The sequence below is a fragment of the Phenylobacterium sp. genome, assembly GCF_030646615.1.
Taxonomy (GTDB): Bacteria; Pseudomonadota; Alphaproteobacteria; order Caulobacterales; family Caulobacteraceae; genus Phenylobacterium.
In genome coordinates this window covers 16,168-41,933 of the sequence record NZ_JAUSLG010000061.1, presented here as the reverse complement: position 1 = coordinate 41,933, position 25,766 = coordinate 16,168, and the positions used below count along the sequence as shown (strand labels likewise).

The following is a 25,766-nucleotide window of genomic DNA, read 5'->3' as shown; positions in this document are numbered from 1 at the left end:
CGCCAAGTCCGCCAAGCCCGGCCAGGACTTCTTCCCCCTGACCGTGAACTACCAGGAGAAGACCTACGCCGCGGGCAAGATCCCCGGCGGCTTCTTCAAGCGCGAAGGCCGGCCTTCGGAAAAGGAGACCCTGGTCTCCCGCCTGATCGACCGTCCGATCCGCCCCCTGTTCGTCAAGGGCTTCAAGAACGAAGTCCAGGTGGTCTGCACCGTCCTGGCCCACGACCTGGAGAACGATCCCGACATCGTCGCCATGGTCGCCGCCTCGGCCGCCCTGGTGATCTCCGGCGCCCCCTTCATGGGCCCGATCGCCGCGGCCCGCGTCGGCTTCATCGAGGGTGAGTACGTCCTCAACCCGACCCTGGAAGAGCTGAAAACCAGCCAGATGGACCTCGTCGTCGCCGGTACGGCCGATGCGGTTATGATGGTGGAATCCGAAATCCAGGAACTGACCGAAGAGCAGGTCCTGGGCGGCGTCTCCTTCGCCCACAAGTCCATCCAGCCGGTGATCGAAGCGATCATCGACCTGGCCGAGCATTCGGCCAAGGAGCCCTTCGACTTCGCCGCCGACGACACCGACGCGCTGAAGGGCCAGATGAAGACCCTGGTCGGGGCCGATATCGCCGCGGCCTACAAGGTCACCAAGAAGCAGGACCGCCAGGAAGCCCTCAGCCAGGCCAAGCAAAAGGCCATGGCCTCGATGGCCAAGTCCGAAGCCAATCCCGACGGCGCCGACAGCCAGAAGCTGGGCGGCGTGTTCAAGGAGCTCGAGGCTGACGTCGTCCGCCGCGGCATCCTCGACACTGGCCTGCGCATCGACGGCCGCACCGTCGACAAGGTCCGCCCCATCGTCTCGGAAGTGGGCATCCTGCCCCGGGCCCACGGCTCGGCCCTGTTCACCCGCGGCGAAACCCAGGCCCTGGTGGTCGCCACCCTGGGCACCGGCGACGACGAGCAGTTCATCGACGCCCTGGAAGGCACCTACAAGGAGAAGTTCCTTCTCCACTACAACTTCCCTCCCTTCAGCGTCGGGGAAGCTGGCCGCATGGGTTCGCCCGGCCGTCGTGAAATCGGCCACGGCAAGCTCGCCTGGCGCGCCGTCCGTCCGGTCCTGCCGGCGACGGAGGACTTCCCCTACACCATCCGCCTGGTCTCGGAGATCCTGGAGTCCAACGGCTCCTCCTCCATGGCCACGGTCTGCGGCGCTTCGCTGGCCATGATGGATGCGGGCGTGCCCCTGAAGAAGCCGGTCTCCGGCATCGCCATGGGCCTGATCCTGGAGGCCGACGGCTTCGCCGTGCTCTCCGACATCCTGGGCGACGAAGACCACCTGGGCGACATGGACTTCAAGGTCGCCGGCACCGCTGATGGCATCACCTCGCTGCAGATGGACATCAAGATCGCCGGCATCACCGAGGAGATCATGAAGAAGGCGCTGGAACAGGCCAAGGAAGGCCGCCAGCACATTCTGAATGAGATGACCAAGGCCATGGACGCGCCGCGCACCGAGCTCGGTGAATACGCGCCCAAGATCGAAACCATGAAGATCGCGGTCGACAAGATCCGCGAAGTCATCGGTTCGGGCGGCAAGGTGATCCGTGAGATCGTCGCCGAAACCGGCGCCAAGGTGGACATCTCCGACGACGGCACGATCAAGATCGCCGCCTCGGAACAGTCCAAGATCGATGCGGCCCGCGACTGGATCAAGTCCATCGCCTCGGAGCCCGAGCTGAACGCCATCTACACCGGCAAGGTGGTGAAGGTGGTCGACTTCGGGGCCTTCGTGAACTTCTTCGGCGCCAAGGACGGCCTGGTCCACGTGAGCCAGATCTCCAACGAGCGCGTGGCCAAGGTGTCCGACGTCCTGACCGAAGGCCAGGAAGTGAAGGTCAAGCTCCTGGGCTTCGACGATCGCGGCAAGACCCGCCTGTCCATGAAGGTCGTCGACCAGGTGACCGGCGAAGACCTGTCCCAGAAGGAAGGGGCCGAGGCCGAGGCCTAATCCGCCTCTTCCTCCATCCTGACGACGAACGAGGGCGGCCGCAGCGATGCGGCCGCCCTTTTTCGTGGCCGCGATCAAGCTTGCCTGCTGCTGAAGGGCTGGTAGAAGCGCGCCAGGGTCTGCAGTTCACCCAGGCGTCACCGCCCCGCACATCGGGGAGCTAAACCTGCCCTCGAATGTCTCACCCCGCTTGTCCTATCAAGCGCCGGGTCGAAAGTCGGTGACCTCGACGCCCCTTGATCAGGGGATCGGCGCTTCACGAGGATGAGTGATGCCCAGAACCGCCATTCCCTACGCGACCCCCGACATCTCGGCCCTGGCCAGGTCCCTGCGCGACCAGCTGGCGCGCCAGGGGCCAACGCCCGGCCATGTGGAGATGCTGAACATCCTGGCCCGCGCGGCCGGGGCGAAGAACTTCCAGCACTATCGCGCTCGCTCCAGCCCCCAGGAAGCCCCGCCAGAGCCCGCCGCCGACCTGGCGCGGGTGGAGCGGGTCGCCCGCCAGTTCGACCCCCAGGGACGGCTGCTGCAGTGGTCGGCCAAGCCGTCGCACCAGGACCTGGCCCTGTGGGGCCTGTGGTCGGCCCTGCCAGCCGGGGACGCCGTCAGCGAAGCAGTGTTCAACGGGCGGCTCAACGCCCTGCACGCCTTCGGGGATCCGGCCATCCTGCGCCGCGCCATGGTCAGCGCCGGCCTGGTCTCACGCACCCTGGACTGCCGAGACTATCGACGTGTCGAGCAACGGCCGCCGCCGGACGCCCAGGCGCTGATCCGGCGGCTGCGGGGACGGACGGCGGCTTAGGGCCGGTCGGCGTCTTCCTCCGCCCGTCACCTTCGCGCTTGACGCGAGGGTCCATGCACACCGGGCGGCGCCTGGGTGTTCATGGATGGTCGGATCTAGTCCGACCATGACGGAGAGGGACGGGAGATGGACCTCAGCCGCCTCTCCTGCTGAAAAAGCGAAAGGCCCGCCGGGGAGGCGGGCCTTCAGGCTTGCGGACCGTGGGGTCGGCTGGGGGATCAGCCGCGCAGCTTGCGCAGCAGGAGGTCGAGGTCGCGGGCCAGCACCGGGTCATCGGCCTTCAGGGCTTCGATGCGGCGCACGGCGTGCAGGACGGTGGTGTGGTCGCGACCGCCGAACCGCCGGCCGATGTCGGGCAGGGAGCGGGTGGTGATCTGCTTGGCGATCCACATGGCCGCCTGGCGGGGACGGGCCACGGCCCGGGCGCGGCGCTCCGACAGCAGGTCGGCCTGGGTCAGGCCATAGTGCTCGGCCACGGCCTTCTGGATGTGGTCCACCGTCACCTTGCGCTCCGGGGCCGACAGGTGGGGCCGCAGGATGCTCTGGGCCTCGTCCAGGCTCAGATGGGTCAGCTCGGCCCCCACACGGGCCACAAGGGTGTTCAGGGCCCCTTCCAGCTCCCGCACGCTGTCACTGAAGCGGTCGGCGAGGAACTGGAGCACCTCGGGCCTCACGGTGGCCGGGAAGCCCCCCTGGCGGGCCAGCATGTCCAGCTTGCGCTCCAATATGCCCTGGCGCAGGTCGCGATCGGCCGGCTCGATGCCGCAGACCAGGCCCGCCTGCAGATGTGAGCGCAGGCGCGGCTCCAGGTCCGACAGCTCGTGCGGCGGGCGATCGGCGGTCATCACCACCCGGCGGCCGTCCTGAACCAGGGCGATCAGGGTGTGGAACAGCTCCTCCTGGGTCGAGGTCTTGCCGGCCACGAAGTGCACGTCGTCGATCAGCAGCAGGTCGGCGTCGCGCAGTTCGTCCTTGAAGGCTGCGGTCTGGCGATCCTGGACCGCCTTGACGAAGGTCTGGGTGAACCGTTCGGCGGTCAGATAGACCACCTTCTTGTCCGGGCAATTCTTCTGGGCTTCCCAGCCCAGCGCGTTCAGCAGGTGGGTCTTCCCGAATCCGTAGGGGCCGTGGAACAGCACCGGATTGAAATGGCCGTCGGCCCAGCAGCCCACCCGCCGGGCGACGGCGAAGGCGAACTCGTTGGCGGGGCCCGGCACGAAGGTGTCGAAGGTGAAGCGCTCCTGCAGGCCAGCGCCGGGGCGCGGGGCCCGCGAACCCGCCGAGGGGGCGGTCGCCGGCTCAGCGGCGGCGGCGGGCGCCGCGCCATGGTGGATGGTCAGCACCGGGGCGGCGGTCAGGGTGACCTCGGCGATCACCGGCTCGGGCGCGCCGGCGGCCTCGAACTCCATCCGGGATTTCAGATCCAGCGCGCGGCCCTCGGGGTCGTTCTGCGCCCAGAGCTCGCCGATGCGGCGCCAGGCGTGGCGGCGGATCCAGTCGCGGGCCACGCCGGTGGCGGCCACCAGACAGACCTCATGATCCGACCGCTCCCGCAGGGCCGCATGGCCGAGCCACGAGCCGAAAGTGGCGTCGCCCAGCTCGCGTTTCAGGGTCAGGCACGTCTTGGTCCAGACCGCGCCCGCAGGCGTCGCCGCCGTCCTGTCCGCCAATCCTCCAGAAGCCATTTCGCCAATACCCCCAACATCCGCCATCATTGGTCGCAACCCCACGCCGCGGCCACGTTATTCAACAAACACAGGCTCTTAATCGGAGGGCGCATAGAGTCCCGCTCCCCGCTTTTTCATCCGAATTCAGATGGAAAATACGTCTGTGTTGAAGCCCCAGAGACTAGTCCGCGACGGGGGGGGGTCAACGGTGATTCTTCGCGGCGTCCGCGGATATTTTCGTTGACTCAAGCGCGCGCCCTCACGCCACAAGGGAATTCTCGAAATGACCCTCCGCCGACTGAGAACATTGGTCGCAGGAGTCGCAGGACCCAGCTCCGGGCATGACAAAGCCCGCACACCGAAACGGCGCGCGGGCTTGGTCATTTGTCCAAGAATTTCAAGCGACTAGGCCGCCCGAAGGCGGCGCAGGTCAAGCTTTAGGCAACAGCCAGCTTCTTGAGTCGGGCGGCCAGGCGCGAGACCTTCCGCGAGGCGGTGTTCTTGTGGATCACGCCCTTGGTGACGGCCCGCATCACCTCCGATTGAGCCTCCACAAAGGCGGTGGTGGCGACCGCGGCGTCGCCGGCCGCAATGGCCTCTTCGAAGCGTCGGAGATAGGTCCGGACGCGCGAGCGGCGGGCGGTGTTGACTTCGGTGCGACGGGCGATCTTGCGGATCGCCTTCTTGGCGCCGGGCGTGTTGGCCATGCTAAAAGCTCTCGAATAGTAGCGCGCCCGAACTCAGGTCCGGGCGGTGAAAATCGGAGGCGCGGATATACGGGATGGCGGGGAGCCGGTCAATGGCGCCTGGACCTCATGTCGCGATTCCGTCGGCCCCGGTGAAGCGGCGCCAGGCCGGGTGGGCGGCGATCAGCTCGGCCATCTGCTGGTAGCCCCCAGCGCCGGGATGGGCGCCGTCGCCGGCCCGGGCCTCGGCCAGCCAGGTTCCGCTGACGGCCAAGGGGCGCAGGACGTCGATATACGGCGCCCTCAGGCGTCCGCAGAGGGCCTTGAAGGCCTCGTTGAGGCCCTCCAGCCGTGCGGCGAGGGCGGGCTCGTCGGCCGGGGGCGGGCCGACCATCAGCACAGGCGCGCGGGCCACGCCCTGGGTCAAGAGCTGGTGGGCGTTCTTCAGGCTTTCGGCGGCGGTCAGGCGGAGTCGCCCCTCCACCGCATGGGCGTCATTGCGCCCGAAGGCGAAGACCAGGCCGCAGGGCTCGGCGGCGCTCAGCCGGGCTTCGGCCTCCGCCGCCCAGCGGCGGAGGATATCGGCGCTGGTGTCGCCGCGGACGCCGAGATTGTAGGCGGTGACCTCGGGCCGGCCGGCCAGGGCGCGGCCCAGCCAGCCCTGGTGGGCGGGGTCGCCGGCGCCGGCCACGAAGGAGTCCCCGAAGGCGAGGATCCGCACCGTTCAGCGCCCTTTGAAGTCGGGTTTTCGCTTTTCGACGAAGGCGGCCATCCCTTCCTTCTGGTCCTCGAAGGCGAACAGGGAATGGAACAGCCGCCGCTCCACCGCTACGCCGGCGCTGAGGGTGGTCTCATAGGCGGTCTCCACCAGCTCCTTGTTCATCATCACCGCCACCGGCGACTGGCCAGCGATCTTGGCGGCCGCCGCCAGGGCCTCGGCCTCCAGGGCTTCGGCCGGGACGATGCGCGAGACCAGCCCCGCCCGCTCGGCCTCGACGGCGTCCATCATCCGGCCGGTCAGGATCATGTCCATGGCCTTGGACTTGCCCACATAGCGGGTCAGGCGCTGGGTGCCGCCGATGCCGGGCATGACGCCCAGATTGATCTCCGGCTGGCCGAACCTGGCGGTGTCGGCGGCGATGATGAAGTCGCACATCATGGCCAGCTCGCAGCCGCCCCCCAGGGCGAAGCCCGCGACCGCGGCGATGATCGGCTTGCGGCAGGCCTCGATCCGCCGGGCGCTGCGGGCGAAGGTGTCGGCGACGAACATGTCGGCATAGGACTTGTCGGCCATCTCCTTGATGTCGGCGCCGGCGGCGAAGGCCCGGGCCGAACCGGTGAGCACCAGGCAGCGGACCTCCGCATCGGCCTCGGCGGCGTCCAGGGCCGCCTCCAGGTCGGCGAGCAGTTGGCCGTTGAGGGCGTTCAGCGCCTCGGGCCGGTTGAGGCGGATCAGGGTGACGGGGCCGTGGGCCTCGATGAGCAGGGTCTCGTAGCTGGGCGCGGACATGGCGGCCTCCTGTTCAGACACGTCCCTGCCGCTTAAGGCCCCTCGACCTCGTAGCCAAGGGCGCGCAGGCGCGCCGGCAGGCCGTCCTCGCCCAGCAGGTGGCCGGCGCCGACCACCACCACCGAGCGGCCGGAACCCTGCAGACGGGCCTCAAGCAGCTCGATCCAGGCGATGTTGCGATCAACGACCATGCGGCGATAGAGACCCGGCGCGGCCTCGCGCATGGGGTCCAGGGCCTCAGCCTCAAGGGCCGCCACATCGCCGGCCATCCAGGCGGCGATCAGCCGGTCATAGCCTTCAGGGTCCTCCTCCAGCTGCTCCAGGGTGTCGATCAGATTGGCCCACTGTTCGTCCATGGGCACGGCGTCGAACAGGGCGATCTGCTGCTCGGCGCTCTCCAGGGCCCGGCGATCCAGCTCAGGGCGCGCGGTCAGGCTGACCTGCTTCTCCACCCCCTGCTCCACATCGGCGCCGGCCGCGGCGAAGACGGCCGAGGCCAGCAGCACCTCGGCGAACCAGGGCTTCAGCCGGTCGAGCAGGTTGGGTGGCAGGCTGTGGCGGGCCGCCAGGCGGGTGAGGCGCTCCCGGCTCTCCGGCGGCAACTGCGCATAGAGGGACTGACCCGGCGGCAGGGCGCCGTAGCGCAGGGCGAGCCGCGCAGCCTCGGCCTCCGTCTCCGGGTCCACCGGCAGTTCGAACCAGAGGTCGTCGGCCTGGGCCAGGGCCTCATCCAGGGCCTTGGGCCGCCATGGGAGGCCAGGCGGCAGGAGGTGCATGGAGCCAAACAGCACCATTTCGGAATCGGCGTCGCGGACGATCCAGAGGGCGGGCTCGGCCCGGGCCGGCTGCGGCGCGCAGGCCGCCAGGGCGATCAGGAGGCCCAGCAGGCCTATCAGGCGGGTCATCGGCTCAGCCTTTCTGGCAGACGGGGCAGTAGAAGGTCGACCGCCCGGCCTGGACCTGGCGCAGGATGGTCCCGGCGCATCCGGGGTTGGGACAGGGGGCGCCCTCCCGCCCATAGGCGCGGAAACTGTGCTGGAAATAGCCCAGGGCCCCGTCGGCGGCGGCGTAGTCGCGCAAGGTCGAGCCGCCGGCGGCGATGGCTGCGGTCAGCACCTGGCCGATGGCCTCGACCAGGCCCTTGAGCCGGGCCCGGCTGATCTTGCCGGCGGGGCGGAAGGGCGAGATGCGGGCCATGTGCAGGGCCTCGCACACATAGATGTTGCCCAGGCCGGCCACGATCCTCTGGTCCAGCAACAGGGTCTTGGGCCCCTGTTTGCGGCCTTCGAAGGCGCGGGCCAGATGGGCGACGTCGAAGGCGTCCGACAGGGGCTCTGGCCCCATGCCGGCGAACCAGGGATGGTCGGCCAGGGTCTCGGTGGAGATCAGGCCCATATAGCCGAACCGCCGGGGGTCGTAATAGGTGACCCGGCCGCCGGCCTCGGTCTCGAAGACCACATGGGCGTGGCGGGGATCGGGATCGGCGGCGTAGACGAACTGGCCCGGCCGCACGGTCCCCTCCGGCCGGGCGATCTCGAAGCGCCCGCTCATCCCCAGATGCATGACCAGGGTGTCGCCGCGATCGGTGGGGGCCAGGACGTATTTCGCCCGCCGGGACAGGGTCTCGATCCGCGCCCCGGCCAGCCGCTGGACAAAGTCCTCGGGGAAGGGAAAGCGCAGGTCCGGTCGCCTGGCCTCCACGCGGGTCAGGCGCTGGCCGTCCAGGACGGGCGCCAGGCCGCGGCGGACGGTCTCGACCTCGGGAAGTTCAGGCATGGCGCTTCGATTGGCAGAGGCCGGGCGCGGGATCAACTTCAACCGCAACCCGCGGCCTGACGCTGGCGTGCGGCCGCGCAGGAGGCTATGAGGCGAGCCATGACCGGACCTGCCGCCACCTTCGGCTTTCGCGACGTTGCGGCCGACGAGAAGCCGCGCCTGGTGCGCGGGGTCTTCGACCGCGTCGCCCGCCGCTACGACCTGATGAACGACCTGATGAGCGGCGGCGTCCATCGCCTCTGGAAGGACGCCGTCGCCGCCCGCCTGAACCCGCAGCCCGGCGAGGTCATCATCGACTGCGCCGGGGGCACCGGCGACATGGCCCGGCGGTTTGCGAAGATGGCCCGGCGGGCCCAGCAGCGCCGGGGCGGCCCCGACGCCACCATCCTGCTGATGGACTACAATGCCGAGATGATTACGGCCGGCCGCGAAAAGGGCTCAGAGCCGGAGATCTGCTGGAATGTCGGCGACGCGCAAGCCCTGCCCCTGCCCGACGCCTGCGCCGACGCCTATGTGATCTCGTTCGGCATCCGCAATGTCACCGACATTCCTGCGGCCCTGCGGGAAGCCCGGCGGGTGCTGAAGCCCGGCGGCCGGTTCCTGTGCCTGGAGTTCTCCCGGCCGGTCACCGAGCCCCTGCAGAAGGCCTATGACGCCTATTCCTTCAAGGTCATCCCCGCCGTGGGCGAGCTGGTGGCCAAGGATCGGGAGTCCTACCAGTACCTGGTGGAGAGCATCCGCCGCTTCCCCGACCAGGAACGGTTCGCCCAGATGATGCGCGAGGCTGGGTTTTCCCGGGTGAGCTACACCAACTTCACCGCCGGGGTGGCGGCCCTGCACCAGGGCTGGGCCATCTGACATGGCGCGCCCCGCCGCCTATGGCCGGCTCTTGGCCGCCGCCTGGACCCTGGCCCGGCACGACGCCCTTCTGCCGGTCGAGCTGGAAGCCCAGTATCCCCCCCCGATCCGCGACCTGGGCCGCACGCTTCGCCTGTTGGCCGGCAAGCAGGCCCGCGACGGGCGGCCGGGCGAGCGCCTGGCCCGCGCCCTCGTCCAGCTCGGCCCCGTGGCCATCAAGCTCGGCCAGCTTCTCTCCACCCGGGCCGACATCTTCGGCGCGCCCTTCGCCGAGGACCTGTCGCGGCTGAAGGACCGGCTGCCGCCCTTCCCGGCCGAGATCGCCCGGGCCCAGGTGGAGGCCGCCCTCGGCGCGCCGATCGAGACCCAGTTTTCCGAATTCGGCGAGGCGGTCGCCGCCGCCTCCCTGGCCCAGGCCCATGATGCGCGCCTGCGCGACGGCCGCCGGGTGGCGGTCAAGGTGCTGCGGCCCAATATCGGCGTCCGGGTCGCCCAGGATTCCGCGGCGCTCGCCCAGGCCGCCCAGCTGGTGGCTCGCTATGTCCCCGCCGCCCGCCGTCTGGAGCCCCTGGCCTTCGCCCAGACGGTGATCCGCGCCACCGAGCTTGAGCTTGATCTTCGCCTGGAGGCGGCCGGCTGCGACGAGCTGGGCGAGGTGATGGCCCGGGATGGCTACATGGCCGCCCCGGCCGTCATCTGGGAGGGCGTCGGCAAGCAGGTCCTGACCCTGGAATGGGCGCCCGGCGCGCCCCTGTCCGATCCCGCCGCCCTGGAGCTGCCGGGCCTGGACCGCCCCACGCTCGCCTCCAACCTGTTGCGGGCCTTCCTCTCCCAGGCCCTGGACCATGGGGTCTTCCACGCCGACCTGCATGAGGGAAACCTGTTCGTCGAGGCGCCGGCCAAGATCACCGCGGTGGACTATGGCATCGTCGGACGCCTCGGCCCCGACGAGCGGCGCTATCTGGCCGAGATCCTCTGGGGCTTCCTGGATAGGGACTATCCCCGGGTGGCCGAGGTGCATTTCCGCGCCGGCTATGTGCCCGCCCACCATGACCGGGCGGCCTTCGCCCAGGCCCTGCGGGCGGTGGGGGAGCCGGTGTTCGGCCGGGCCGCCAGTCAGGTCTCCATGAGCCGGGTGCTGATCCAGCTGTTCGAGATCACCGCCCTGTTCGACATGCACCTGCGCCCCGAACTGGTGCTGCTGCAGAAGACCATGATGACGGTGGAGGGGGTGGCCCGCCGCATCGATCCCGACCACGACATCTGGGCCGCCGCCGATCCCGTGGTGCGTCGATGGATCGCCCGGGAGCTCGCCCCGCCCGCCCAGGCCAAACGCCTGGCCCAGGAGAGCCTGGACATCCTGCAGGGCCTCAAGCGCCGGCTGCAGGCGCCCGAACCGACGGTGGCGGTGGTCACGACCCCAGAGCGGGACTCCGGCTGGCTATGGTTCTTCCTCGGCGCCCTGACCACCGGCGGCGCCTTCCTGCTGGGCGCCCTCGCCTGAGGGCTGATCGGCCTCAGTCGTCGCCGCGCTCGGCTTCCCGGACCTTCTGTTCTTCCCAATAGGCCGCCCCGTTGTCGGGCTTGAACATGGTCCGCGGCGCGCCAGCCGCCGTGGCGACGGCGAAGATGTTGGCCTCGCGATCATAGATCAGGGTGTCGCCATTGCCCCGCTTGAGCGTCTCCGCGCTGGCCGGCGGGTCATTGACGAAGGCGTGGGCCTTGCGGACGAAGTCGTCCAGGTCCGTCGCTCCGAAGGCCTCGCCATTGCGGGCATAGGCGCGCTCGGCGTTCTCCTGGGCCGAATAGCGCTGGGTCTCCGACCACAGGGGCCGGCCATCGACCTTGGGGATCGGCGCGCGGGCCGTACTGCTGGACGCCGCCGGCGTGGTGGCCGACGCGTCCTGGGCCGCCTCGCCCGCGCTGGGCGCCGGCGTCACCGCCGAAGGTCCATTGTCGCAGGCGACGAGAATGAAAAGGCTGGCGCCCGCCGCGAGCGCCCAAGCTGACCGCATCACCACCGTGTGTCTCCCCAGATATCAGCCCCAAGCTGTATCGGAACGAACAAAGAACAGATGCGGCGGTTTGTCCAGCGCCTATATGCGGCTATAGCCTTGCGGCGTTGACGGAAGGGACATCGGGCCTTGGCGGATAAGCGAGTTCTCCTGATCGTGGGCGGCGGCGTGGCCGCCTATAAGGCCCTGGAGCTGACGCGGCTGCTGCGCAAGGCGGGCGTCGGCGTGCGGCCGATCCTCACCGGCGCCGGCGCCCAGTTCGTCACGCCCCTGTCCCTGGCGGCCCTGGCCGAGGACAAGGTCTATTCCGAACTCTTCTCGCTGACCGACGAGGCCGAGATGGGCCATATCCAGCTGTCCCGCTCGGCCGACCTGGTGGTGGTGGTCCCGGCCACCGCAGACCTGATGGCCAAGGCCGCCCATGGGCTGGCCGGCGATCTGGCCTCCACCACCCTGCTGGCCACCGACAAGCCGGTGCTGATGGCCCCGGCCATGAATGTGCGCATGTGGGAGCACCCCGCCACCCAGCGGAACCTGGCGACCCTCAAGGCTGACGGCGTCGCCTTTGTCGGCCCCGACGAGGGCGCCATGGCGTGTGGCGAATACGGCCCCGGCCGCATGGCCGAGCCCGCCGCCATCTTCGAAGCGATCATGGGGATGTTGGCCGGCGAGGCCGCCCCCACCGCCGGGAAAGGTCCCCTGGCCGGCCGCCGGGCCATCGTCACCGCCGGCCCCACCGCCGAGCCCATCGACCCGGTGCGCTATCTGACCAACCGCTCCAGCGGCAAGCAGGGCTATGCGATCGCAGAGGCCCTGGCCGCCCTGGGCTGCGAGGTCACCCTGGTGTCCGGCCCCACGGCCCTGGCCGCGCCGCCCGGCGTCACCCGGGTGGAGGTGGAGACGGCCCGCCAGATGCTGGCCGCCTGCCAGGCCGCCCTGCCCGCCGATCTGGCCGTCTGCGTCGCCGCCGTCGCCGACTGGCGCCCGGCCGACGAGGGGGCGGTGAAGATCAAGAAGACCGGCGATGCCCCGCCCGCCCTTAAGCTGGTGGAAAACCCCGACATCCTGGCGACCCTGTCGGCGCAGGGTCCTGCGCGGCCCCGGCTGGTGGTCGGCTTCGCCGCCGAGACCAATGATGTCGAGGCCTACGCCCAGGCCAAGCTCGCCCGGAAGGGCTGCGACTGGATCGTGGCCAATGATGTCAGCGTCGCGGGCGTCATGGGCGGCGACGACAACACCGTCTCCATCGTCAGCGCCACAGGCGTCGAGCGCTGGGACAAGACCGCGAAATCCGACGTGGCGACCAAGCTCGCCGAACGCATGGCGAAGGCCCTGGCATGACCCCGACGATCAAGATCACCCGCCTGCCCCATAACGCCGACCTGCCCCTGCCGGCCTATGAGACCGCGCTGGCCGCCGGCATGGACCTGAGGGCCGCCGTAGCCGAGGACGCGCCCCTCGTCCTGCGGCCCATGGAGCGGGCCATGGTCCCCACGGGCCTGGCCATGGCCCTGCCGCCGGGCTTCGAGGGCCAGGTGCGCCCGCGCTCAGGCCTGGCCGCCAAGTCCGGCATCACCTGCCTGAATTCGCCGGGCACGGTGGACGCCGACTATCGCGGCGAGATGAAGGTCATCCTGGTCAATCTGGGGGAAGAGGACTTCACCATCCGCCGCGGCGACCGCATCGCCCAGCTGGTGATCGCCCCGGTGATCCAGGCCGCCTGGGAAGAGGTGGGCGGCCTGGACGAAACCGCCCGCGGCGCCGGCGGCTTCGGCTCCACCGGCGCCAGCTGACCAGCCCTTAGTCGTACCAGGCTCGGCCGCCCCGCTCGATCAGGGCGAAGGCCCCGGCCGGCCCCCAGCTTCCGGCCGCATAGGGCTTGGGCCCCATGCCGGCTTCGGCCCAGGCCTCGGCCACCCCGTCCACCCAGCGCCAGGCCTGCTCCACCTCGTCGCGGCGGACGAAGAGCGCGCTGTTGCCCAGGATCACGTCGAGGATTAGCCGCTCATAGGCGATCCGCCGCCGCGCGTTCGGCCCCGAATAGGCCCCCAGCAGGGAGAGCGACAGGGGCAGGGACTGCAGCCGCATGCCCCCCTGCGAGATCCCCGGCGCCTTGTTCATCAACAGGAGTTCGATGTCCTCGTCCGGCTGCAGGTCGATCACCAGCCGGTTGGCCACCAGGTCGCCCTCGGCCTGGCCGCCGAAGATGGAGTGGGGCACGCCCTTGAACTGGATGGCGATCTGGGTCCGCCGTTCGGGCAGGCGCTTGCCGGTGCGCAGGAAGAAGGGCACGCCGGCCCAGCGCCAGTTGTCGATATCCACCCGCAGGGCGACGAAGGTCTCCGTCGCGCTCTCCTGGCCGCGCTCCTCCTCATAGGCGGCGGCCGACTGGCCCTGGGCGACCCCGGCGACGTACTGGCCGCGCACGCTGGTCTGGGCCACGTCCTGGCGGGTGAAGGGACGCAGGGAGCGCAGCACCTTGACCTTCTCGTTGCGCAGGGATTCAGCCTCCATGTCCGAGGGCGGCTCCATGGCCACCAGGCAGAGCAGCTGCAGCACATGGTTCTGGATCATGTCGCGCAGGGCGCCATGCTCGTCATAATAGGGCCAGCGGTCCCCCACCCCTTCGGTCTCGGCCACGGTGATCTGCACGTGGTCGATGGTCAGATTGTTCCACAGGGGCTCGAACAGGGTGTTGGCGAACCGCAGGGCGATCAGGTTCTGCACCGTCTCCTTGCCCAGATAGTGGTCGATGCGGAAGACCTGCTCCTCCTCGAACACCTGCGCCAGGGCGGCGTTGATGCCCCGCGAGCTTTCCAGGTCATGGCCGATGGGCTTTTCCAGCACGATGCGGCTCTGCGGCGTGATCAGGCCGGCGCCGGCCAGGGCCTCGCAGACCCCCACATAGAGGCTCGGCGAGAGGGCCAGGTAGAAGATCGGCGCCTTGGCCTCGCCCAGGGCCTCGGTGATGACGGACAGCCGATCGGCCTTGGTGGCGTCCACCGCCTTGTAGTCCAGCCGCGTGACGAAGCGGTCCCAGACTTCGTCGTCCAGGGCCTGGGGACTGGCGCGCTCGGTCACGGCCTCACGCACCATGGCCTGGAAGGCCTCGGGCGCGATCTCGGCTCGGGCTGCGGCGACGATCCTGAACCCCTCGGGCAGGAAGCCGTCGGCGTCCAGGAAATAGAGGGACGGGAACAGCATCCGCAGGGCGAGATCCCCGGCGCCTCCGAACAGGACGATCGCATCGGCTTCAGGCGCCTTGGCCATGGAATCACCTTCCTGGGTTGAAAATGGTCGGGTGTGGTGGAGCTCGAGACGAGTTAGCCTTAACTCCGTTGAGGCAACGTCAAGGCCATGGCCCGGTTCGCAATAAACCGCCAAGGCGTCTGAAGAAGGAGCCAACATCGCCCGGGGGCGTTCTGCGCCCAAGGGGGCGGATTTCACAGCATGACGATTATCGAACAGACACCCGCAGATCTGGCGCCGCCGGCCCTGGACCTGACCGGCTCGGCCCTGTTTCTCGACCTGGACGGCACGCTGGCGCCCCTTGTAGCGCGGCCCCAGGACGTGGGGCCAGAGCCCCGCCGCACCGCCATCCTGGAAGAGCTGGTCCGCCGCATGGACGGTCGGGTGGCCATACTTTCCGGCCGCACCCTGGCCGAGATCGATCACATTCTCGACGGCGCCGTGCGCCCGGTGGCCGCCGTCCATGGCCTCGACCGCCGCGAGCCCGATGGGACCCACAGCCCCCCCGACCCCCATCCCGATCTTCCGGAGGTGGCCGCCGCCTTTGATGGCCTGGCGGCTGCAGCGCCCGGCCTGCTGGTGGAAGCCAAGGGCCTCAGCGTCGCCCTTCACTACCGCCAGGCGCCTGACCAGGAAGCCGCCGCCCGCGCCCTGGCCCGGGACTGGGCCGAGCGCACGGGCTTGAAGATGCAGCCCGGGCACATGGTGGTCGAGCTGCGCACCCCCGGCCCGGACAAGGGCGACTCCCTGGCCAGCTTCATGGACGCGGCGCCCTTTCGCGGGGCGATCCCGGTGTTTGTCGGCGACGACCAGACCGACGAACCGGCCTTCGCCGCCGCCCGCCGGCTGGGGGGCGCCGGCGTGCTTGTCGGACAAGTTCGGAACAGTGCGGCCACCCATCGGTTGGAAGATGTGAACGCTGTGCTGAACTGGCTGGAGGCCGCCCTATGAGTCGTCTGATCGTCGTGTCCAACCGGGTGAATCCCCCCGGCGGCAAGGGCGAGGAAAGTGTCGGCGGCCTGGCCATGGCCCTGGCCGCGGCGCTGCGCGAATATTCCGGGATCTGGTTTGGCTGGAGCGGACGGACCACGCCCATGTTCACCGGCCAGCTCGCCATGCGCCGGGTCGAAGGCGTCACCGTCGCCACGGTCGACCTCGAGCAGAGCGACTATGACGAATATTACAACGGCTACGCCAACAAGACCCTGTGGCCCCTGTTCCATTACCGGGTCGATCTGACGGCCTATGACCGCACCTTCGACGAGGGCTATCAGCGGGTGAACCGCCGGTTCGCCGAGACCCTGCGGCCGCTGATCGAGCCCGACGACCTCATCTGGGTCCACGACTATCACCTGATCCCCATGGCCCGGGAGCTGCGGCGCTTAGGCGTCAAGAACCGGATCGGCTTCTTCCTGCACATCCCCTGGCCGGCCCACCAGCTGATGGTCACCCTGCCCAGCCACAAGGCCCTGGTGGAGGCCCTGTTCGACTATGACCTAGTGGGCTTCCAGACGCCGGAATATGTCACCGCCTTCCAGGAATATGTGGCGGCTGAGGCCGGCGGCGAGATTCTGGCCGAGGATCGGGTGAAGGCCTTTGGCCGCACCGTCCAGACCGGCGCCTTCCCCATCGGGGTCGACGCCCAGGACTTCGCCGAGATGGTCGCGTCTGAACGCGCGGCCAAGACCTACGACCGGATGGCCGCCCATACGGTGTTTCGCAAGCTGATCATCGGCGTCGACCGGCTGGACTATTCCAAGGGCCTGGAGGAACGGTTCCTCGGCTTCGAGCGGTTCCTGGCCGACAATCCGGACCTGCGCCGACAGGTGCTGATGGTCCAGGTGGCGCCCGTCAGCCGGGAATCGGTCAGCTCCTATCAGGAGATCCGCGGGCGGCTGGACGCCCTGTCGGGCCGCATCAATGGCGAGCACGCCGACCTGGACTGGAATCCCTTGCGCTGCGTCAATCGCAACTATCGCCGGGACGAACTGGCCGGGCTCTACAGGGCCGCCAAGGTCGGCCTGGTGACGCCCCTGCGGGACGGCATGAACCTGGTGGCCAAGGAATATGTGGCGGCCCAGGACCCCAAGGACCCCGGCGTCCTGATCCTCTCGCGCTTCGCCGGATCGGCCAACCAGCTGCCCGCCGCCCTGATCGTCAATCCTAACAGCCCCGAAGAGATTTCCGAGGCGCTCAAGCGGGCGCTCACCATGCCCCTCGCGGAGCGAATCGAGCGCTGGCGCGCTTTGTTCAGCAATGTTCAGGGCGAGGATGTGGGCGCCTGGCGCGACGCCTTTGTCGGCGCCCTGGCCGGCGACGATCGGTTCCACGAGGCGTCCGCCCTGGCCAGCTGACGAGAGGCCCGCTGACGAAAGGACTGAGTCATGGCGGAGAAACTGGCGCGCTACCGGGAGATGCGCGACTTCGCCAAGACGCAGGAGCCCTCCGGCGCCGATGGGGTCACACCCTCCAAGCGCCTGCGCTTCGTCATCCAGAAGCATGCGGCGACCCGCCTGCACTACGACTTCCGGCTGGAGCTGGATGGGGTGTTCAAGTCCTGGGCGGTAACCCGCGGTCCCTCCCGCGATCCCGCCGACAAGCGCCTGGCCGTGGCCACCGAGGACCACCCCCTGGGCTATGGGGATTTCGAAGGCGCCATCCCCAAGGGCGAATATGGCGGCGGTTCGGTCATGCTGTGGGACCGGGGCTATTGGGCGCCGGAGCCGGGCTTCGATCCGGAAGAGGCCCTGAAGAAGGGCGAGCTGAAATTCGTGCTCGAGGGCGAGCGCCTGCATGGCGGCTGGGTGCTGGTGCGGATGAAGCGCGACCGCACCGGCGGCAAGCGGGAGAACTGGCTGCTGATCAAGCATCGCGACGAGGCCGCCGTCGAAGGCGACGATCTGTTGGAGACGAACGCCACCTCAGTCGCCTCGGGTCGGGCCATGGACGCCATCGCCGCGGGGACCGGAAAGGGGCCCAAGCCCTTCATGCGCGGCAAGGCCAAGTCGCCCGCGCCGGCTGACGACGTCTGGGAGAGCCGGCCCAAGGGCGAACCCGCCAAGCCGGCCAAGGCTGTGGCGAGCGCCAAGCCAAGGCCAGCCCCCAAGGCTGCGCCCAAGGCGAGAACCGTAAAGTCCGCTGACGCCAAGGCCGCTTCGGCCCTGCCCGGCTTCATTGAACCTCAGCTTTGCAAGTCGGTGGACCGACCCCCGCAGGGGACCGGCTGGGCCCACGAGATCAAGTTCGACGGCTATCGCCTGCAGCTGCGGGTCAAGGACGGCAAGGCGACCCTGAAGACCCGCAAGGGCCTGGACTGGACCGAAAAGTTCGCCGCCATCGCCGACCACGCCGCCGCCTTGCCGGACGGCCTCTATGACGGCGAGGCCGTGGCCCTGGACGACAACGGCGCCCCGGACTTCCCCGCCCTGCAGGCCGCCCTGTCCGAGGGCGACAGCGACGACCTGATCTTCTTCGCCTTCGACGCCCTGTTCCTGGAGGGCGAGGACCTGCGTCCCCTGCCCCTGCGGGACCGGAAGGACAGGCTCAAGGCGGTGCTGGAGCGCCGCGCCAAGCCCCTGGCCGGGCAGATCCGCTATGTGGAGCACTTCGAAACCGCCGGCGACGCGGTCCTGCAGTCGGCCTGCCGGCTGTCCCTGGAAGGGGTGATCTCCAAGCGCATGGACGGCCCCTATCGCTCGGGGCGCAGCCAGGACTGGGCCAAGTCGAAATGCCGGGCCGGGCACGAGGTGGTGATCGGCGGCTGGACTGGCGTTAAGGGCCAGCTCCGCTCCCTGCTGGTGGGCGTCCACCGGGGCGACCACCTGATCTATGTGGGCCGGGTGGGCACCGGCTTCGGGCGGGCCGTGGTCGACCGGATCCTGCCGCAGCTGGAGGCCCACGCCGCCGACAAGAGCCCGTTCAGCGGCCCCGGGGCGCCGCGAAAGTCCGGCGACATCAACTGGGCGCGCCCGGACCTGGTGGCCGAGATCGAGTTCGCCGGCTGGACCGGCGAGGGCATGGTGCGCCAGGGCGCGTTCAAGGGCCTGCGCGCCGACAAGCCCGCCGAAGAGGTGGAGGTCGAAAGGCCCGCCCCGGTAGAAGAGGTCGAGCTCGCCCAGCCCCAGCCTTCGGGAGCCAAGTCTTCGGGAGCCAAGTCTTCGGGGGCCAAGTCTTCGGGGGCCAAGCCTGGCGGCAAGGGGCGGCCCGCCGGCGCGGTCGTGGTCATGGGGGTGACGATCTCCAGCCCCGACAAGGCGCTCTGGCCGCGCTCGGCCGACACCGACGCGCCCCTGACCAAGGCCGATCTGGCCCGCTATTTCGAGGCCGTCGGCCCCTGGATGATCGACCATATCCGCGGCCGGCCCTGTTCGGTGATCCGCACCCCCGACGGGATCGGCGGCCAGAGCTTCTTCCAGCGGCATGCGGGCAAGGGCGCCTCGCACCTGATCGAGCAGGTGGCGGTGGCCGGCGACAAGCAGCCCTATCTGCAGATCGACCGCGTCGAGGCCCTGGCGGCGCTGGCCCAGATGGGGGCCATCGAGCTGCACCCCTGGAACTGCCGCGAGGGCGATCCGGAGACCCCGGGGCGGCTGGTCTTCGACCTGGATCCCGGCCCCGGCCTCGACTTCGACGACGTGGTCGCCGCCGCTCGCGACGTAAAGGACCGGCTGGAGGCGCTGGGTCTCGTCGCCTTCTGCAAGACCACCGGCGGCAAAGGCCTGCATGTGGTCACGCCGCTGGCCAAGGCTCGGGGGCTGGATTGGGACACGGCCAAGGCCTTCGCCCATGACGTGGCCCGCCAGATGGCCGCCGACGAGCCTGACCGCTATGTGGCGGTGATGTCCAAGGCCAAGCGTGAGGGAAAGATCTTCGTCGACTACCTGCGCAACTCGCGACTGGCCACGGCGGTGGCGCCCCTGTCCCCCCGGGCCCGCGAAGGCGCCGGGGTCTCCATGCCGCTCACCTGGGGTCAGGTGCGCAAGGGGCTCGACCCCATGCGCTACACCCTGCGCACCGTGCCCGACCTGTTGAAAAAGACCGAGGCCTGGGCGGAATATGGCCAGGGCGAAAAGCCCCTGGCGCCGGCCATCCGTAAGCTCGGAAAGGTCTAGGCTTCCCCAGCGTCCAGGCTTCCTAGAGCGCGCGGCGCCTGCCAAGCTTTCGGGAAATCGCCAAGGGGACGAGACATGGACAAGGCCGCGAACCGAGAGCTAGTCGATCCGGAGCTGTTGCCCCTGCTCGACACCTTTCCCGCCTTCGAACTGACCCAGGAGTTGCTGCCCTTTATGCGGGGGCGGCCCGCCCGCTTTCAGGTCCGGCCCGAGGACCTGGCCCGCACCAGCCTGGAGCGGCGGACAATTCCTGGGCCCGCCGGCGCGCCAGATGTCGAGGTGCTGGTCTACCGCCCTGCGGACGCCCACGGCCTGCTGCCCTGCATCCTGCACATTCACGGCGGCGGCTATGTGGCCGGCGCGGCCGCCGACAACGAGGCGGTCCATAGGCCGCTGGCCGCCGACCTCGCCTGCTGCATCGTCTCGGTGGAATATCGGCTTGCGCCGGAGACGCCCTTCCCCGGGCCGGTGGAGGACTGCTACGCGGCCCTCGCCTGGATCTTCGCCAACGCCGAAGCCCTGGGGATCGACCGTACGCGGGTCGGCCTGATGGGGGAGAGCGCCGGCGGCGGTCTAGCGGCGGGCCTGGCCCTGCTGGCCCGGGACCGGGGGGACTACCCGCTCGCCTTCCAGCACCTGATCTATCCGATGATCGATGACCGCACCTGCGTCAGCCCTGACCCGCACCCCTATGCCGGCGCCTTCGTCTGGACGCCCCAGGCCAACGCCTTCGGCTGGAGAGCCCTGCTGGGTCATGAGCCTGGCGCAGACGGGGTCTCCCCCTATGCAGCGGCCGCGCGGGCTACCGACGTTTCAGGCCTGCCGCCGACCTTCATCGCCACCGGCGCGCTGGACCTGTTCCTGGAGGAAGACCTGGCCTACGCCCAGCGGCTGCTACGGGCTGGCGTGCCGGTAGAGCTTCATGTCTATCCCGGCGCCTTCCACGGCTTCCAGTGGGCGCCGGAGGCGGGCGTCAGCCAGACCGCCGCCCGCGACAGCCGCGCTGCGCTGGCCCGGGCGCTGGCCCCGGCCTGAGCCTCAGCGGCGGCGGGCGGGCTTGGGGCTGAAGCCGGGGGTCAGCAGGGCCTCGCGCTCGCGGGGGCTGATCGGACGCCAGCGGCCCTCCGGCAGGTCGCCAACCTTCAGGGGGCCGATCCGCAGGCGGTAGAGGTCGATGATCGACAGCCCCACCAGGTCGCACATCCGGCGGATCTGGCGATTGCGGCCCTCGGTCAGGATGAAGCGCAGGCGCTGGTCCCCGGCCAGGGTCACCTTGGCCGGCTTCAGCTGGCGGCCATCCAGGGCCAGGCCGTCGCGCAGCCTGGCCAGGACCGGCTCTGCGATGTCGCCCCGCACGCGGACCAGATATTCCTTCTCCATCTGCGAGTCCGGGCCGATCACCGCCTTGGTCACCACCCCGTCCTCCGACAGGATCAGCAGGCCCCGGCTGTCCAGGTCCAGCCGCCCCACCGGCGCCAGGCTGCGGTCGGCCGCCGGGATCTCGGCCTCATCCCCCCACAGGGCCTGGGGGGTCAGCAGGCGGGCGGCGGGAATCTGGCCGGGCTCCGGCTGGGCCGATACATAGCCCACCGGCTTGTTGATAATCACCGTCATCTGGCCTGCGAGGCGGGCCTGGGCGCCGTCGTCCAGGGTGAGCGTCTGGCCAGTCTCGATCTTGCGGCCGGGGTCGGAGACGGTCTCGCCGTCGATGGAGACCTGGCCCGCGGCGATCAGGGCCTCGGCCTCGCGGCGGGAGCAGACGCCGCTCTGGGCCAGCCAGCGATTGACCCGCTGGGGCTCGGCCTCTTCATAGGTGCGCGTCCAGGCCATCAGCCGGCCTGGCGCTCGCGCTTGCGGATGAACATGGCCGCGTCCGCCTGGGCGACGATCGCCTCGGCCTCTCCATCATGCGGGATTTCGCAGACCCCAAAGGAAAGGTGCAGGGGCGCCGACCAGTCGCCGAACTGGATGGGCGCCTGCTCCAGGGTGCGCGCCAGGGCCTCGGCCTTGGCCTGGGCGGTGCGGGCGGTGGCCTGGACGAGGATGACGGCGAACTCGTCGCCGCCCATCCGCCCGACGATGTCGCTTTCGCGCACCAGGCCGGTCAACCGCTCGGCCACGGCCTTGAGCACCGCGTCGCCGGCCGCATGGCCGAACCGGTCATTGACGCTCTTGAAGTCGTCCAGGTCGAAATAGACTAGGCTGGCCGGTGAGGCGTAGCGCCGGGAAAAGGTCTGCACCCGCGACAGCTCGCGCATGAAGGCCCGGCGATTGAGCAGCGGGGTCAGGGGATCGCGGTCGGCCAGGCCCTCGACCTCGGCCAGCTTGGCCTTGAGCCGGGAGACCTCGCCCCGCAGGTCGTCGATCTCGGTCAGCAGGGTCTGCAGGGCGCCCCGGACCACCGGCGTCATCTCGGCTTCTGAAATGCCCAGGAAGCCAGACGTGTCGGCCGGCAGGGCGCGAGCGGCCGCGCTCTGGGCGCCGGCCTGGGCCAGGGCCCGCTTGCGGATCGCCGCAAAGGGTTCGGTGCGTGCGCCCGTGATCTTCATGGGAAGGGAATCACTTCCAGCCTTAACCATAAGAAACCTACCGGTGATCGGTTGCCGGCGCAAAGGCGGCGCCTATACTCCGCGCCTTTCCGACCGAGGGGCCCGTCCGATGGCCAATTCCCACCCCGCCGGCCCAGGCGGCTGTCCGCCCGTCGCCATTATCATGGGCAGCCGCTCCGACTGGCCGACGATGCGGCTGGCCGCCGAACAGCTCGACGCGCTCGGCGTGGCCTGGGAGGCCAAGGTGGTGTCGGCCCACCGCACGCCCCAGCGCCTCTATGACTTCGCCACCACCGCCCGGGCCAAGGGCTACAAGGTGATCATCGCCGGGGCCGGCGGCGCGGCCCATCTGCCGGGCATGGCGGCCTCGATGACCGAGCTGCCGGTCCTGGGCGTGCCGGTGGTGTCCAAGGCGCTGAAGGGCCTGGATAGCCTGCTCTCCATCGTCCAGATGCCCGGCGGCATTCCCGTCGCCACCCTGGCCATCGGCGAGGCCGGCGCCAAGAACGCCGGCATTCTCGCCGCCCGTATCCTGGCGCTCGGCGACGCCGAGCTGTCGGCCCGGCTCACCGCCTTCGCCCAGGATCTGGCCGAGGCCGTGGCTGAGACGGTCGAAGGCTGATGGAGCTGGGCTTTCCCCTCGCGCCGGGCGCGACCATCGGCATTCTCGGCGGCGGACAGCTGGGGCGGATGCTGGCGCTCGCCGCCGCGCGCCTGGGCTTCGACGTGGTGATCCTGACCCCGGAGCTGGACGCGCCCGCCTCCCGGGTGGCGCGGGAGACCTTGATCGCCTCCTTCGATGACGCCGACGCCCTGGCCCGGCTGGCCGACCTCTGCGACGTGATCACCTATGAGTTCGAGAAGGTGCCGGCCGCCGCCGTCGAGCGGCTGAAGGCCCTGGGCGCTCCCGTGGCGCCCAACGACGAAACCCTGGCCGTGGCCCAGGACCGGGTGGCCGAGAAGACCTTCCTGAACGCCGCCGGAGTCGCCACCGTGGCCTTCGCCGAGGTTCACGACACCCAGAGCGCCGCCGCCGCCGCCGCCCTGATCGGCGTCCCGTCCCTGATGAAGACCCGCCGCGAGGGCTATGACGGCAAGGGCCAGAAGTGGGTCGAGCACGTCGCCGACGCAGCGGGCGTCTTCGAGGCCCTGGGGGGCGTGCCCTGCATCCTGGAGGCGCCGGCCGACTTCGTTCGCGAGCTGTCGGTGATCGCCGCCCGCGGCCGCGATGGCGGCCTGGCCATCTACCCCCTGGCCGAGAACCATCATGAGGGCGGCATCCTGCGGCGTTCGGTGGCGCCTGCCCCGGCGGCGCCGGACCTGGCCGGCCAGGCCGAGCGGATCGCCGCCCAGATCCTCACCCGCCTAGACTATGTGGGCGTCATCGGCATCGAGCTGTTCGGGCTGGCCGATGGTCGCCTGCTGGCCAATGAGATCGCGCCTCGGGTGCACAATACCGGCCACTGGACCCAGGACGGCTGCGAGGTCTGCCAGTTCGAGCAGCACATCCGCGCCGTCGCCGGCTGGCCGCTTGGCCCCACCGACGCGCGGGTCCATGTGGAGATGATCAACCTGCTGGGCGACGAGGCGGGGGCCTGGCTGAAACTGGCCGCCGAGCCGGAGACCCGCCTGCACCTCTACGGCAAGCGCGAGGCCAAGCCGGGTCGCAAGATGGGCCACGTCAACAGGCTGTCTCCGCTTTAAGGGCGGTTCAGTCGCCCTCGGGCTCGACCCGAGGGCGACGAAGAACACGCGGCCTCAGATCGGGCTGAACACCGGAACCGGCGGGCCGTTCTCGGTGTCCTGGAACCTGACCTTGACCCGCTGGCCTATGGCCAGGGCGTCGAGGTCGCAGTCCACGAAGTTGGTCAGCACGGCCGGGCCTTCGTCCAGGGTCACATAGCCGATGGCGAAGGGGCCGGTGGGCGAGCGGCGCATGACCGAATGGGCGTAGATCACCCCTTCGCCCGGGCTCTCTTCCCAGACCGTGTCATCGGAGAAGCAGATCGGGCAGATGGCCCGGGGATACCAGTGGGCCTTGCCGCAGGAATTGCAGCGCTTGATCAGGAAGCGGCCTTCGGCGGCCGCGTCCCAGAAGGGCTTGGACTCGATGGTCACCGGCGGGGCGGGGATCTTGCGCGCCTGCGCTTCGGGGGCGGTTTTGGTGTCGCTCATGGGACCTACTCCCGTTCCATGATGAGGGTGGCCGAGCCGTGGCGGGTGCCGAGCGAGCCGCCGGTGCCGTGGGCGATGGCCAGGTCGCAATTGGGAACCTGGACCTTCGGGTGGGCTTCGCCGCGGAGCTGACGGACGGCTTCGATCACCTTGGTGATGCCGCCGCGATTGGTCGGGTGGTTGTTGCAGAGACCGCCGCCGTCAGTGTTGAAGGGCAGCTTGCCGACGCCGGAGATCAGGTTTCCGTCGGCGACGAACTTGCCGCCCTGGCCCTTTTCGCAGAAGCCCAGGTCTTCCAGCTGCATCAGCACGGTGATGGTGAAGCTGTCATAGATCGAGGCGTACTTCATGTCGGACGGCTTCACGCCGGCCTCTTCGAAGGCGATGGGGCCAGACCACAGGGCGCCCGAATGGGTCAGGTCCAGGTCGTGGCCGCCCATGGGACCCTTGGGGCTCTCGCCGGCGCCGATGACCTTCACCTTGGGCCGGTTCAGGCTGGCGGCGATCTCGGGGCTGGTGACGATCAGGGCGCCGCCGCCGTCGGAGACGACGCAGCAGTCCAGCCGATGCAGCGGGTCGGAGATCATCGGCGAGTTCAGCACGTCCTCGACCGTGACCACGTCCCGCAGCATGGCGTGCTCGTTCCACTGGGCATGATGGCTGGCGGCCACCTTGATCCAGGCCAGCTGCTCTGACGTGGTGCCGTACTCGTACATGTGGCGCGCAGCGCACATGGCGTAGGTGTTGTGGGTGGTGCCGCCGTAGATGTTCTCAAAGCCCGCCTCGGGCGGGCCGTCGGTCAGCTGGCCGGGACGTCCGCCCCCGCCGAAGCCGCCGAACTTCTGCTGCCGCGGGCGGCCGGCCAGGGTGATCAGCGCCACCTTGCACTTGCCCTGGGCGATCGCCTGGGCCGCGTGGCCCACATGCAGGATGTAGGACGAGCCGCCGGTTTCGGTGGAGTCCATGTGACGGACATTCCGCAGGCCCATATAGTCGATCATGGACATGCCCCCGAAACCCGGGGCGTCGCCGGCGCAGAAATAGCCGTCGATGTCGTCCTTGGTCAGGCCCGCGTCTTCGAGCGCGCCCTTGGCGCATTCGGCGTGGATCTGGGGGGTGGATTTGTCTGGGGCGTCGCGGAGCGGATGCTCGTAGGCGCCCATTATGTAGGCCTGGCCTTTAATGCTCATGTCCCTTCCCGGATTATGCTTCTGATCAATGTGTCTGGCCTTATCCGCGCCAGGGCGCGGTGTCATCCCCGCAGTCGCGAAAGCAAATCTCGTCGCCCTCGGGCTTGACCCGGGGGCCCATGCACACCGAGGCCGACCCTGTGTTCATGGATGGTCGGGTCAAGCCCGACCACGAC

Annotated in this window: 24 protein-coding genes; 12 read left to right on the top strand and 12 right to left on the bottom strand. The window is 69.6% G+C overall.

Annotation, left to right across the window (positions count from 1 at the left end; translation table 11 throughout):
* Together pnp and Q7S93_RS10440 are read left to right on the top strand one after the other, a co-directional pair.
* Positions 1–2,002, top strand: a 2,002-nt coding sequence (gene pnp / locus Q7S93_RS10445) for a polyribonucleotide nucleotidyltransferase (protein ID WP_304713830.1), incomplete at its 5' end; no start/stop codon positions are given.
* A gap of 271 nt (positions 2,003–2,273) precedes the next feature.
* On the top strand, positions 2,274–2,804 hold the full coding sequence (locus Q7S93_RS10440; protein WP_304713829.1) for a DUF2087 domain-containing protein: 531 nt from the start codon (positions 2,274–2,276) through the stop codon (positions 2,802–2,804).
* Positions 2,805–3,022: 218 nt separating this feature from the next.
* Here the strand turns inward: Q7S93_RS10440 and dnaA are convergent, their stop codons facing one another.
* The 6 genes from dnaA to mutM all read right to left on the bottom strand — a co-directional run bounded on the left by dnaA (position 3,023) and on the right by mutM (position 8,443).
* Positions 3,023–4,489, bottom strand: coding sequence for a chromosomal replication initiator protein DnaA (gene dnaA, locus Q7S93_RS10435; protein ID WP_304713828.1), 1,467 nt, complete (start codon positions 4,487–4,489; stop codon positions 3,023–3,025).
* Positions 4,490–4,908: 419 nt separating this feature from the next.
* A complete protein-coding gene (rpsT, locus tag Q7S93_RS10430; protein ID WP_304713827.1) occupies positions 4,909–5,178 on the bottom strand; it encodes a 30S ribosomal protein S20 in 270 nt (89 codons plus the stop codon).
* Positions 5,179–5,284: 106 nt separating this feature from the next.
* A complete protein-coding gene (locus Q7S93_RS10425; protein ID WP_304713826.1) occupies positions 5,285–5,878 on the bottom strand; it encodes a DUF459 domain-containing protein in 594 nt (197 codons plus the stop codon).
* A 3-nt stretch (positions 5,879–5,881) separates the two neighbouring features.
* On the bottom strand, positions 5,882–6,667 hold the full coding sequence (locus tag Q7S93_RS10420; protein ID WP_304713825.1) for an enoyl-CoA hydratase: 786 nt from the start codon (positions 6,665–6,667) through the stop codon (positions 5,882–5,884).
* Between the two features lie 32 nt (positions 6,668–6,699).
* A complete protein-coding gene (locus Q7S93_RS10415; protein ID WP_304713824.1) occupies positions 6,700–7,572 on the bottom strand; it encodes a TraB/GumN family protein in 873 nt (290 codons plus the stop codon).
* A 4-nt stretch (positions 7,573–7,576) separates the two neighbouring features.
* Positions 7,577–8,443, bottom strand: coding sequence for a bifunctional DNA-formamidopyrimidine glycosylase/DNA-(apurinic or apyrimidinic site) lyase (mutM, locus tag Q7S93_RS10410; RefSeq protein WP_304713823.1), 867 nt, complete (start codon positions 8,441–8,443; stop codon positions 7,577–7,579).
* A gap of 99 nt (positions 8,444–8,542) precedes the next feature.
* On the opposite strand from mutM, the gene Q7S93_RS10405 reads away from it, so the two are divergent.
* Positions 8,543–9,301 (top strand): class I SAM-dependent methyltransferase, encoded by a 759-nt coding sequence (locus Q7S93_RS10405; protein ID WP_304713822.1) that lies wholly within the window; start codon positions 8,543–8,545, stop codon positions 9,299–9,301.
* Between the two features lies 1 nt (position 9,302).
* Positions 9,303–10,805 carry a 2-polyprenylphenol 6-hydroxylase gene (gene ubiB / locus Q7S93_RS10400; RefSeq protein WP_304713821.1) on the top strand — a complete coding sequence of 501 codons (1,503 nt, stop codon included), beginning with the start codon at positions 9,303–9,305 and terminating at the stop codon, positions 10,803–10,805.
* Between the two features lie 13 nt (positions 10,806–10,818).
* On the opposite strand, the gene Q7S93_RS10395 is transcribed toward ubiB, so the two are convergent.
* Positions 10,819–11,316 carry a hypothetical protein gene (locus Q7S93_RS10395; protein ID WP_304713831.1) on the bottom strand — a complete coding sequence of 166 codons (498 nt, stop codon included), beginning with the start codon at positions 11,314–11,316 and terminating at the stop codon, positions 10,819–10,821.
* 129 nt (positions 11,317–11,445) lie between these two features.
* On the opposite strand from Q7S93_RS10395, the gene coaBC reads away from it, so the two are divergent.
* Together coaBC and dut are read left to right on the top strand one after the other, a co-directional pair.
* Entirely contained in the window at positions 11,446–12,657 is a 1,212-nt protein-coding gene (gene coaBC, locus Q7S93_RS10390; RefSeq protein ID WP_304713820.1) for a bifunctional phosphopantothenoylcysteine decarboxylase/phosphopantothenate--cysteine ligase CoaBC, read from the top strand.
* Complete coding sequence (gene dut / locus Q7S93_RS10385; protein WP_304713819.1) at positions 12,654–13,109, top strand: dUTP diphosphatase; 456 nt, start codon at positions 12,654–12,656, stop codon at positions 13,107–13,109. Before coaBC ends, dut begins: the two co-directional genes overlap by 4 nt.
* A gap of 7 nt (positions 13,110–13,116) precedes the next feature.
* Here the strand turns inward: dut and zwf are convergent, their stop codons facing one another.
* On the bottom strand, positions 13,117–14,586 hold the full coding sequence (zwf, locus tag Q7S93_RS10380) for a glucose-6-phosphate dehydrogenase (RefSeq protein ID WP_304713818.1): 1,470 nt from the start codon (positions 14,584–14,586) through the stop codon (positions 13,117–13,119).
* A gap of 180 nt (positions 14,587–14,766) precedes the next feature.
* Between zwf and otsB the strand changes: the two genes are divergently transcribed.
* From otsB to Q7S93_RS10360, 4 genes are all read left to right on the top strand, one after another.
* Complete coding sequence (gene otsB, locus Q7S93_RS10375; RefSeq protein WP_304713817.1) at positions 14,767–15,516, top strand: trehalose-phosphatase; 750 nt, start codon at positions 14,767–14,769, stop codon at positions 15,514–15,516.
* Complete coding sequence (otsA, locus tag Q7S93_RS10370; protein ID WP_304713816.1) at positions 15,513–16,919, top strand: alpha,alpha-trehalose-phosphate synthase (UDP-forming); 1,407 nt, start codon at positions 15,513–15,515, stop codon at positions 16,917–16,919. Before otsB ends, otsA begins: the two co-directional genes overlap by 4 nt.
* A gap of 30 nt (positions 16,920–16,949) precedes the next feature.
* A complete protein-coding gene (gene ligD, locus Q7S93_RS10365) occupies positions 16,950–19,676 on the top strand; it encodes a DNA ligase D (protein WP_304713815.1) in 2,727 nt (908 codons plus the stop codon).
* Between the two features lie 75 nt (positions 19,677–19,751).
* A complete protein-coding gene (locus Q7S93_RS10360; RefSeq protein ID WP_304713814.1) occupies positions 19,752–20,711 on the top strand; it encodes an alpha/beta hydrolase in 960 nt (319 codons plus the stop codon).
* Positions 20,712–20,714: 3 nt separating this feature from the next.
* On the opposite strand, the gene Q7S93_RS10355 is transcribed toward Q7S93_RS10360, so the two are convergent.
* Entirely contained in the window at positions 20,715–21,506 is a 792-nt protein-coding gene (locus tag Q7S93_RS10355; RefSeq protein WP_304713813.1) for a pseudouridine synthase, read from the bottom strand.
* Positions 21,506–22,225 carry a GGDEF domain-containing protein gene (locus tag Q7S93_RS10350; RefSeq protein ID WP_304713811.1) on the bottom strand — a complete coding sequence of 240 codons (720 nt, stop codon included), beginning with the start codon at positions 22,223–22,225 and terminating at the stop codon, positions 21,506–21,508. Before Q7S93_RS10350 ends, Q7S93_RS10355 begins: the two co-directional genes overlap by 1 nt.
* 109 nt (positions 22,226–22,334) lie before the next feature.
* Between Q7S93_RS10350 and purE the strand changes: the two genes are divergently transcribed.
* Together purE and Q7S93_RS10340 are read left to right on the top strand one after the other, a co-directional pair.
* A complete protein-coding gene (gene purE / locus Q7S93_RS10345) occupies positions 22,335–22,847 on the top strand; it encodes a 5-(carboxyamino)imidazole ribonucleotide mutase (protein WP_304713809.1) in 513 nt (170 codons plus the stop codon).
* Positions 22,847–23,929, top strand: coding sequence for a 5-(carboxyamino)imidazole ribonucleotide synthase (locus Q7S93_RS10340; protein ID WP_304713808.1), 1,083 nt, complete (start codon positions 22,847–22,849; stop codon positions 23,927–23,929). The genes purE and Q7S93_RS10340 overlap by 1 nt, the downstream gene beginning before the upstream one ends.
* A gap of 54 nt (positions 23,930–23,983) precedes the next feature.
* Here Q7S93_RS10340 and Q7S93_RS10335 read toward each other — a convergent pair whose 3' ends face one another.
* Together Q7S93_RS10335 and Q7S93_RS10330 are read right to left on the bottom strand one after the other, a co-directional pair.
* Positions 23,984–24,400 (bottom strand): Zn-ribbon domain-containing OB-fold protein, encoded by a 417-nt coding sequence (locus Q7S93_RS10335; RefSeq protein WP_304713806.1) that lies wholly within the window; start codon positions 24,398–24,400, stop codon positions 23,984–23,986.
* 5 nt (positions 24,401–24,405) lie between these two features.
* Entirely contained in the window at positions 24,406–25,590 is a 1,185-nt protein-coding gene (locus Q7S93_RS10330) for a thiolase domain-containing protein (protein WP_304713805.1), read from the bottom strand.
* Positions 25,591–25,766 lie beyond the last annotated feature (176 nt).

Bases quoted from the DNA above. Each gene is read 5' to 3' on its own strand.
- Q7S93_RS10440 (WP_304713829.1), top strand. From the start codon at position 2,274: ATGCCCAGAACCGCCATTCCCTACGCGACCCCCGACATCTCGGCCCTG.
- dnaA (WP_304713828.1), bottom strand. From the start codon at position 4,489: ATGGCTTCTGGAGGATTGGCGGACAGGACGGCGGCGACGCCTGCGGGC.
- rpsT (WP_304713827.1), bottom strand. From the start codon at position 5,178: ATGGCCAACACGCCCGGCGCCAAGAAGGCGATCCGCAAGATCGCCCGT.
- Q7S93_RS10420 (WP_304713825.1), bottom strand. From the start codon at position 6,667: ATGTCCGCGCCCAGCTACGAGACCCTGCTCATCGAGGCCCACGGCCCC.
- Q7S93_RS10415 (WP_304713824.1), bottom strand. From the start codon at position 7,572: ATGACCCGCCTGATAGGCCTGCTGGGCCTCCTGATCGCCCTGGCGGCC.
- mutM (WP_304713823.1), bottom strand. From the start codon at position 8,443: ATGCCTGAACTTCCCGAGGTCGAGACCGTCCGCCGCGGCCTGGCGCCC.
- Q7S93_RS10405 (WP_304713822.1), top strand. From the start codon at position 8,543: ATGACCGGACCTGCCGCCACCTTCGGCTTTCGCGACGTTGCGGCCGAC.
- ubiB (WP_304713821.1), top strand. From the start codon at position 9,303: ATGGCGCGCCCCGCCGCCTATGGCCGGCTCTTGGCCGCCGCCTGGACC.
- Q7S93_RS10395 (WP_304713831.1), bottom strand. From the start codon at position 11,316: ATGCGGTCAGCTTGGGCGCTCGCGGCGGGCGCCAGCCTTTTCATTCTC.
- dut (WP_304713819.1), top strand. From the start codon at position 12,654: ATGACCCCGACGATCAAGATCACCCGCCTGCCCCATAACGCCGACCTG.
- zwf (WP_304713818.1), bottom strand. From the start codon at position 14,586: ATGGCCAAGGCGCCTGAAGCCGATGCGATCGTCCTGTTCGGAGGCGCC.
- otsB (WP_304713817.1), top strand. From the start codon at position 14,767: ATGACGATTATCGAACAGACACCCGCAGATCTGGCGCCGCCGGCCCTG.
- otsA (WP_304713816.1), top strand. From the start codon at position 15,513: ATGAGTCGTCTGATCGTCGTGTCCAACCGGGTGAATCCCCCCGGCGGC.
- ligD (WP_304713815.1), top strand. From the start codon at position 16,950: ATGGCGGAGAAACTGGCGCGCTACCGGGAGATGCGCGACTTCGCCAAG.
- Q7S93_RS10360 (WP_304713814.1), top strand. From the start codon at position 19,752: ATGGACAAGGCCGCGAACCGAGAGCTAGTCGATCCGGAGCTGTTGCCC.
- Q7S93_RS10355 (WP_304713813.1), bottom strand. From the start codon at position 21,506: ATGGCCTGGACGCGCACCTATGAAGAGGCCGAGCCCCAGCGGGTCAAT.
- Q7S93_RS10350 (WP_304713811.1), bottom strand. From the start codon at position 22,225: ATGAAGATCACGGGCGCACGCACCGAACCCTTTGCGGCGATCCGCAAG.
- purE (WP_304713809.1), top strand. From the start codon at position 22,335: ATGGCCAATTCCCACCCCGCCGGCCCAGGCGGCTGTCCGCCCGTCGCC.
- Q7S93_RS10340 (WP_304713808.1), top strand. From the start codon at position 22,847: ATGGAGCTGGGCTTTCCCCTCGCGCCGGGCGCGACCATCGGCATTCTC.
- Q7S93_RS10335 (WP_304713806.1), bottom strand. From the start codon at position 24,400: ATGAGCGACACCAAAACCGCCCCCGAAGCGCAGGCGCGCAAGATCCCC.
- Q7S93_RS10330 (WP_304713805.1), bottom strand. From the start codon at position 25,590: ATGAGCATTAAAGGCCAGGCCTACATAATGGGCGCCTACGAGCATCCG.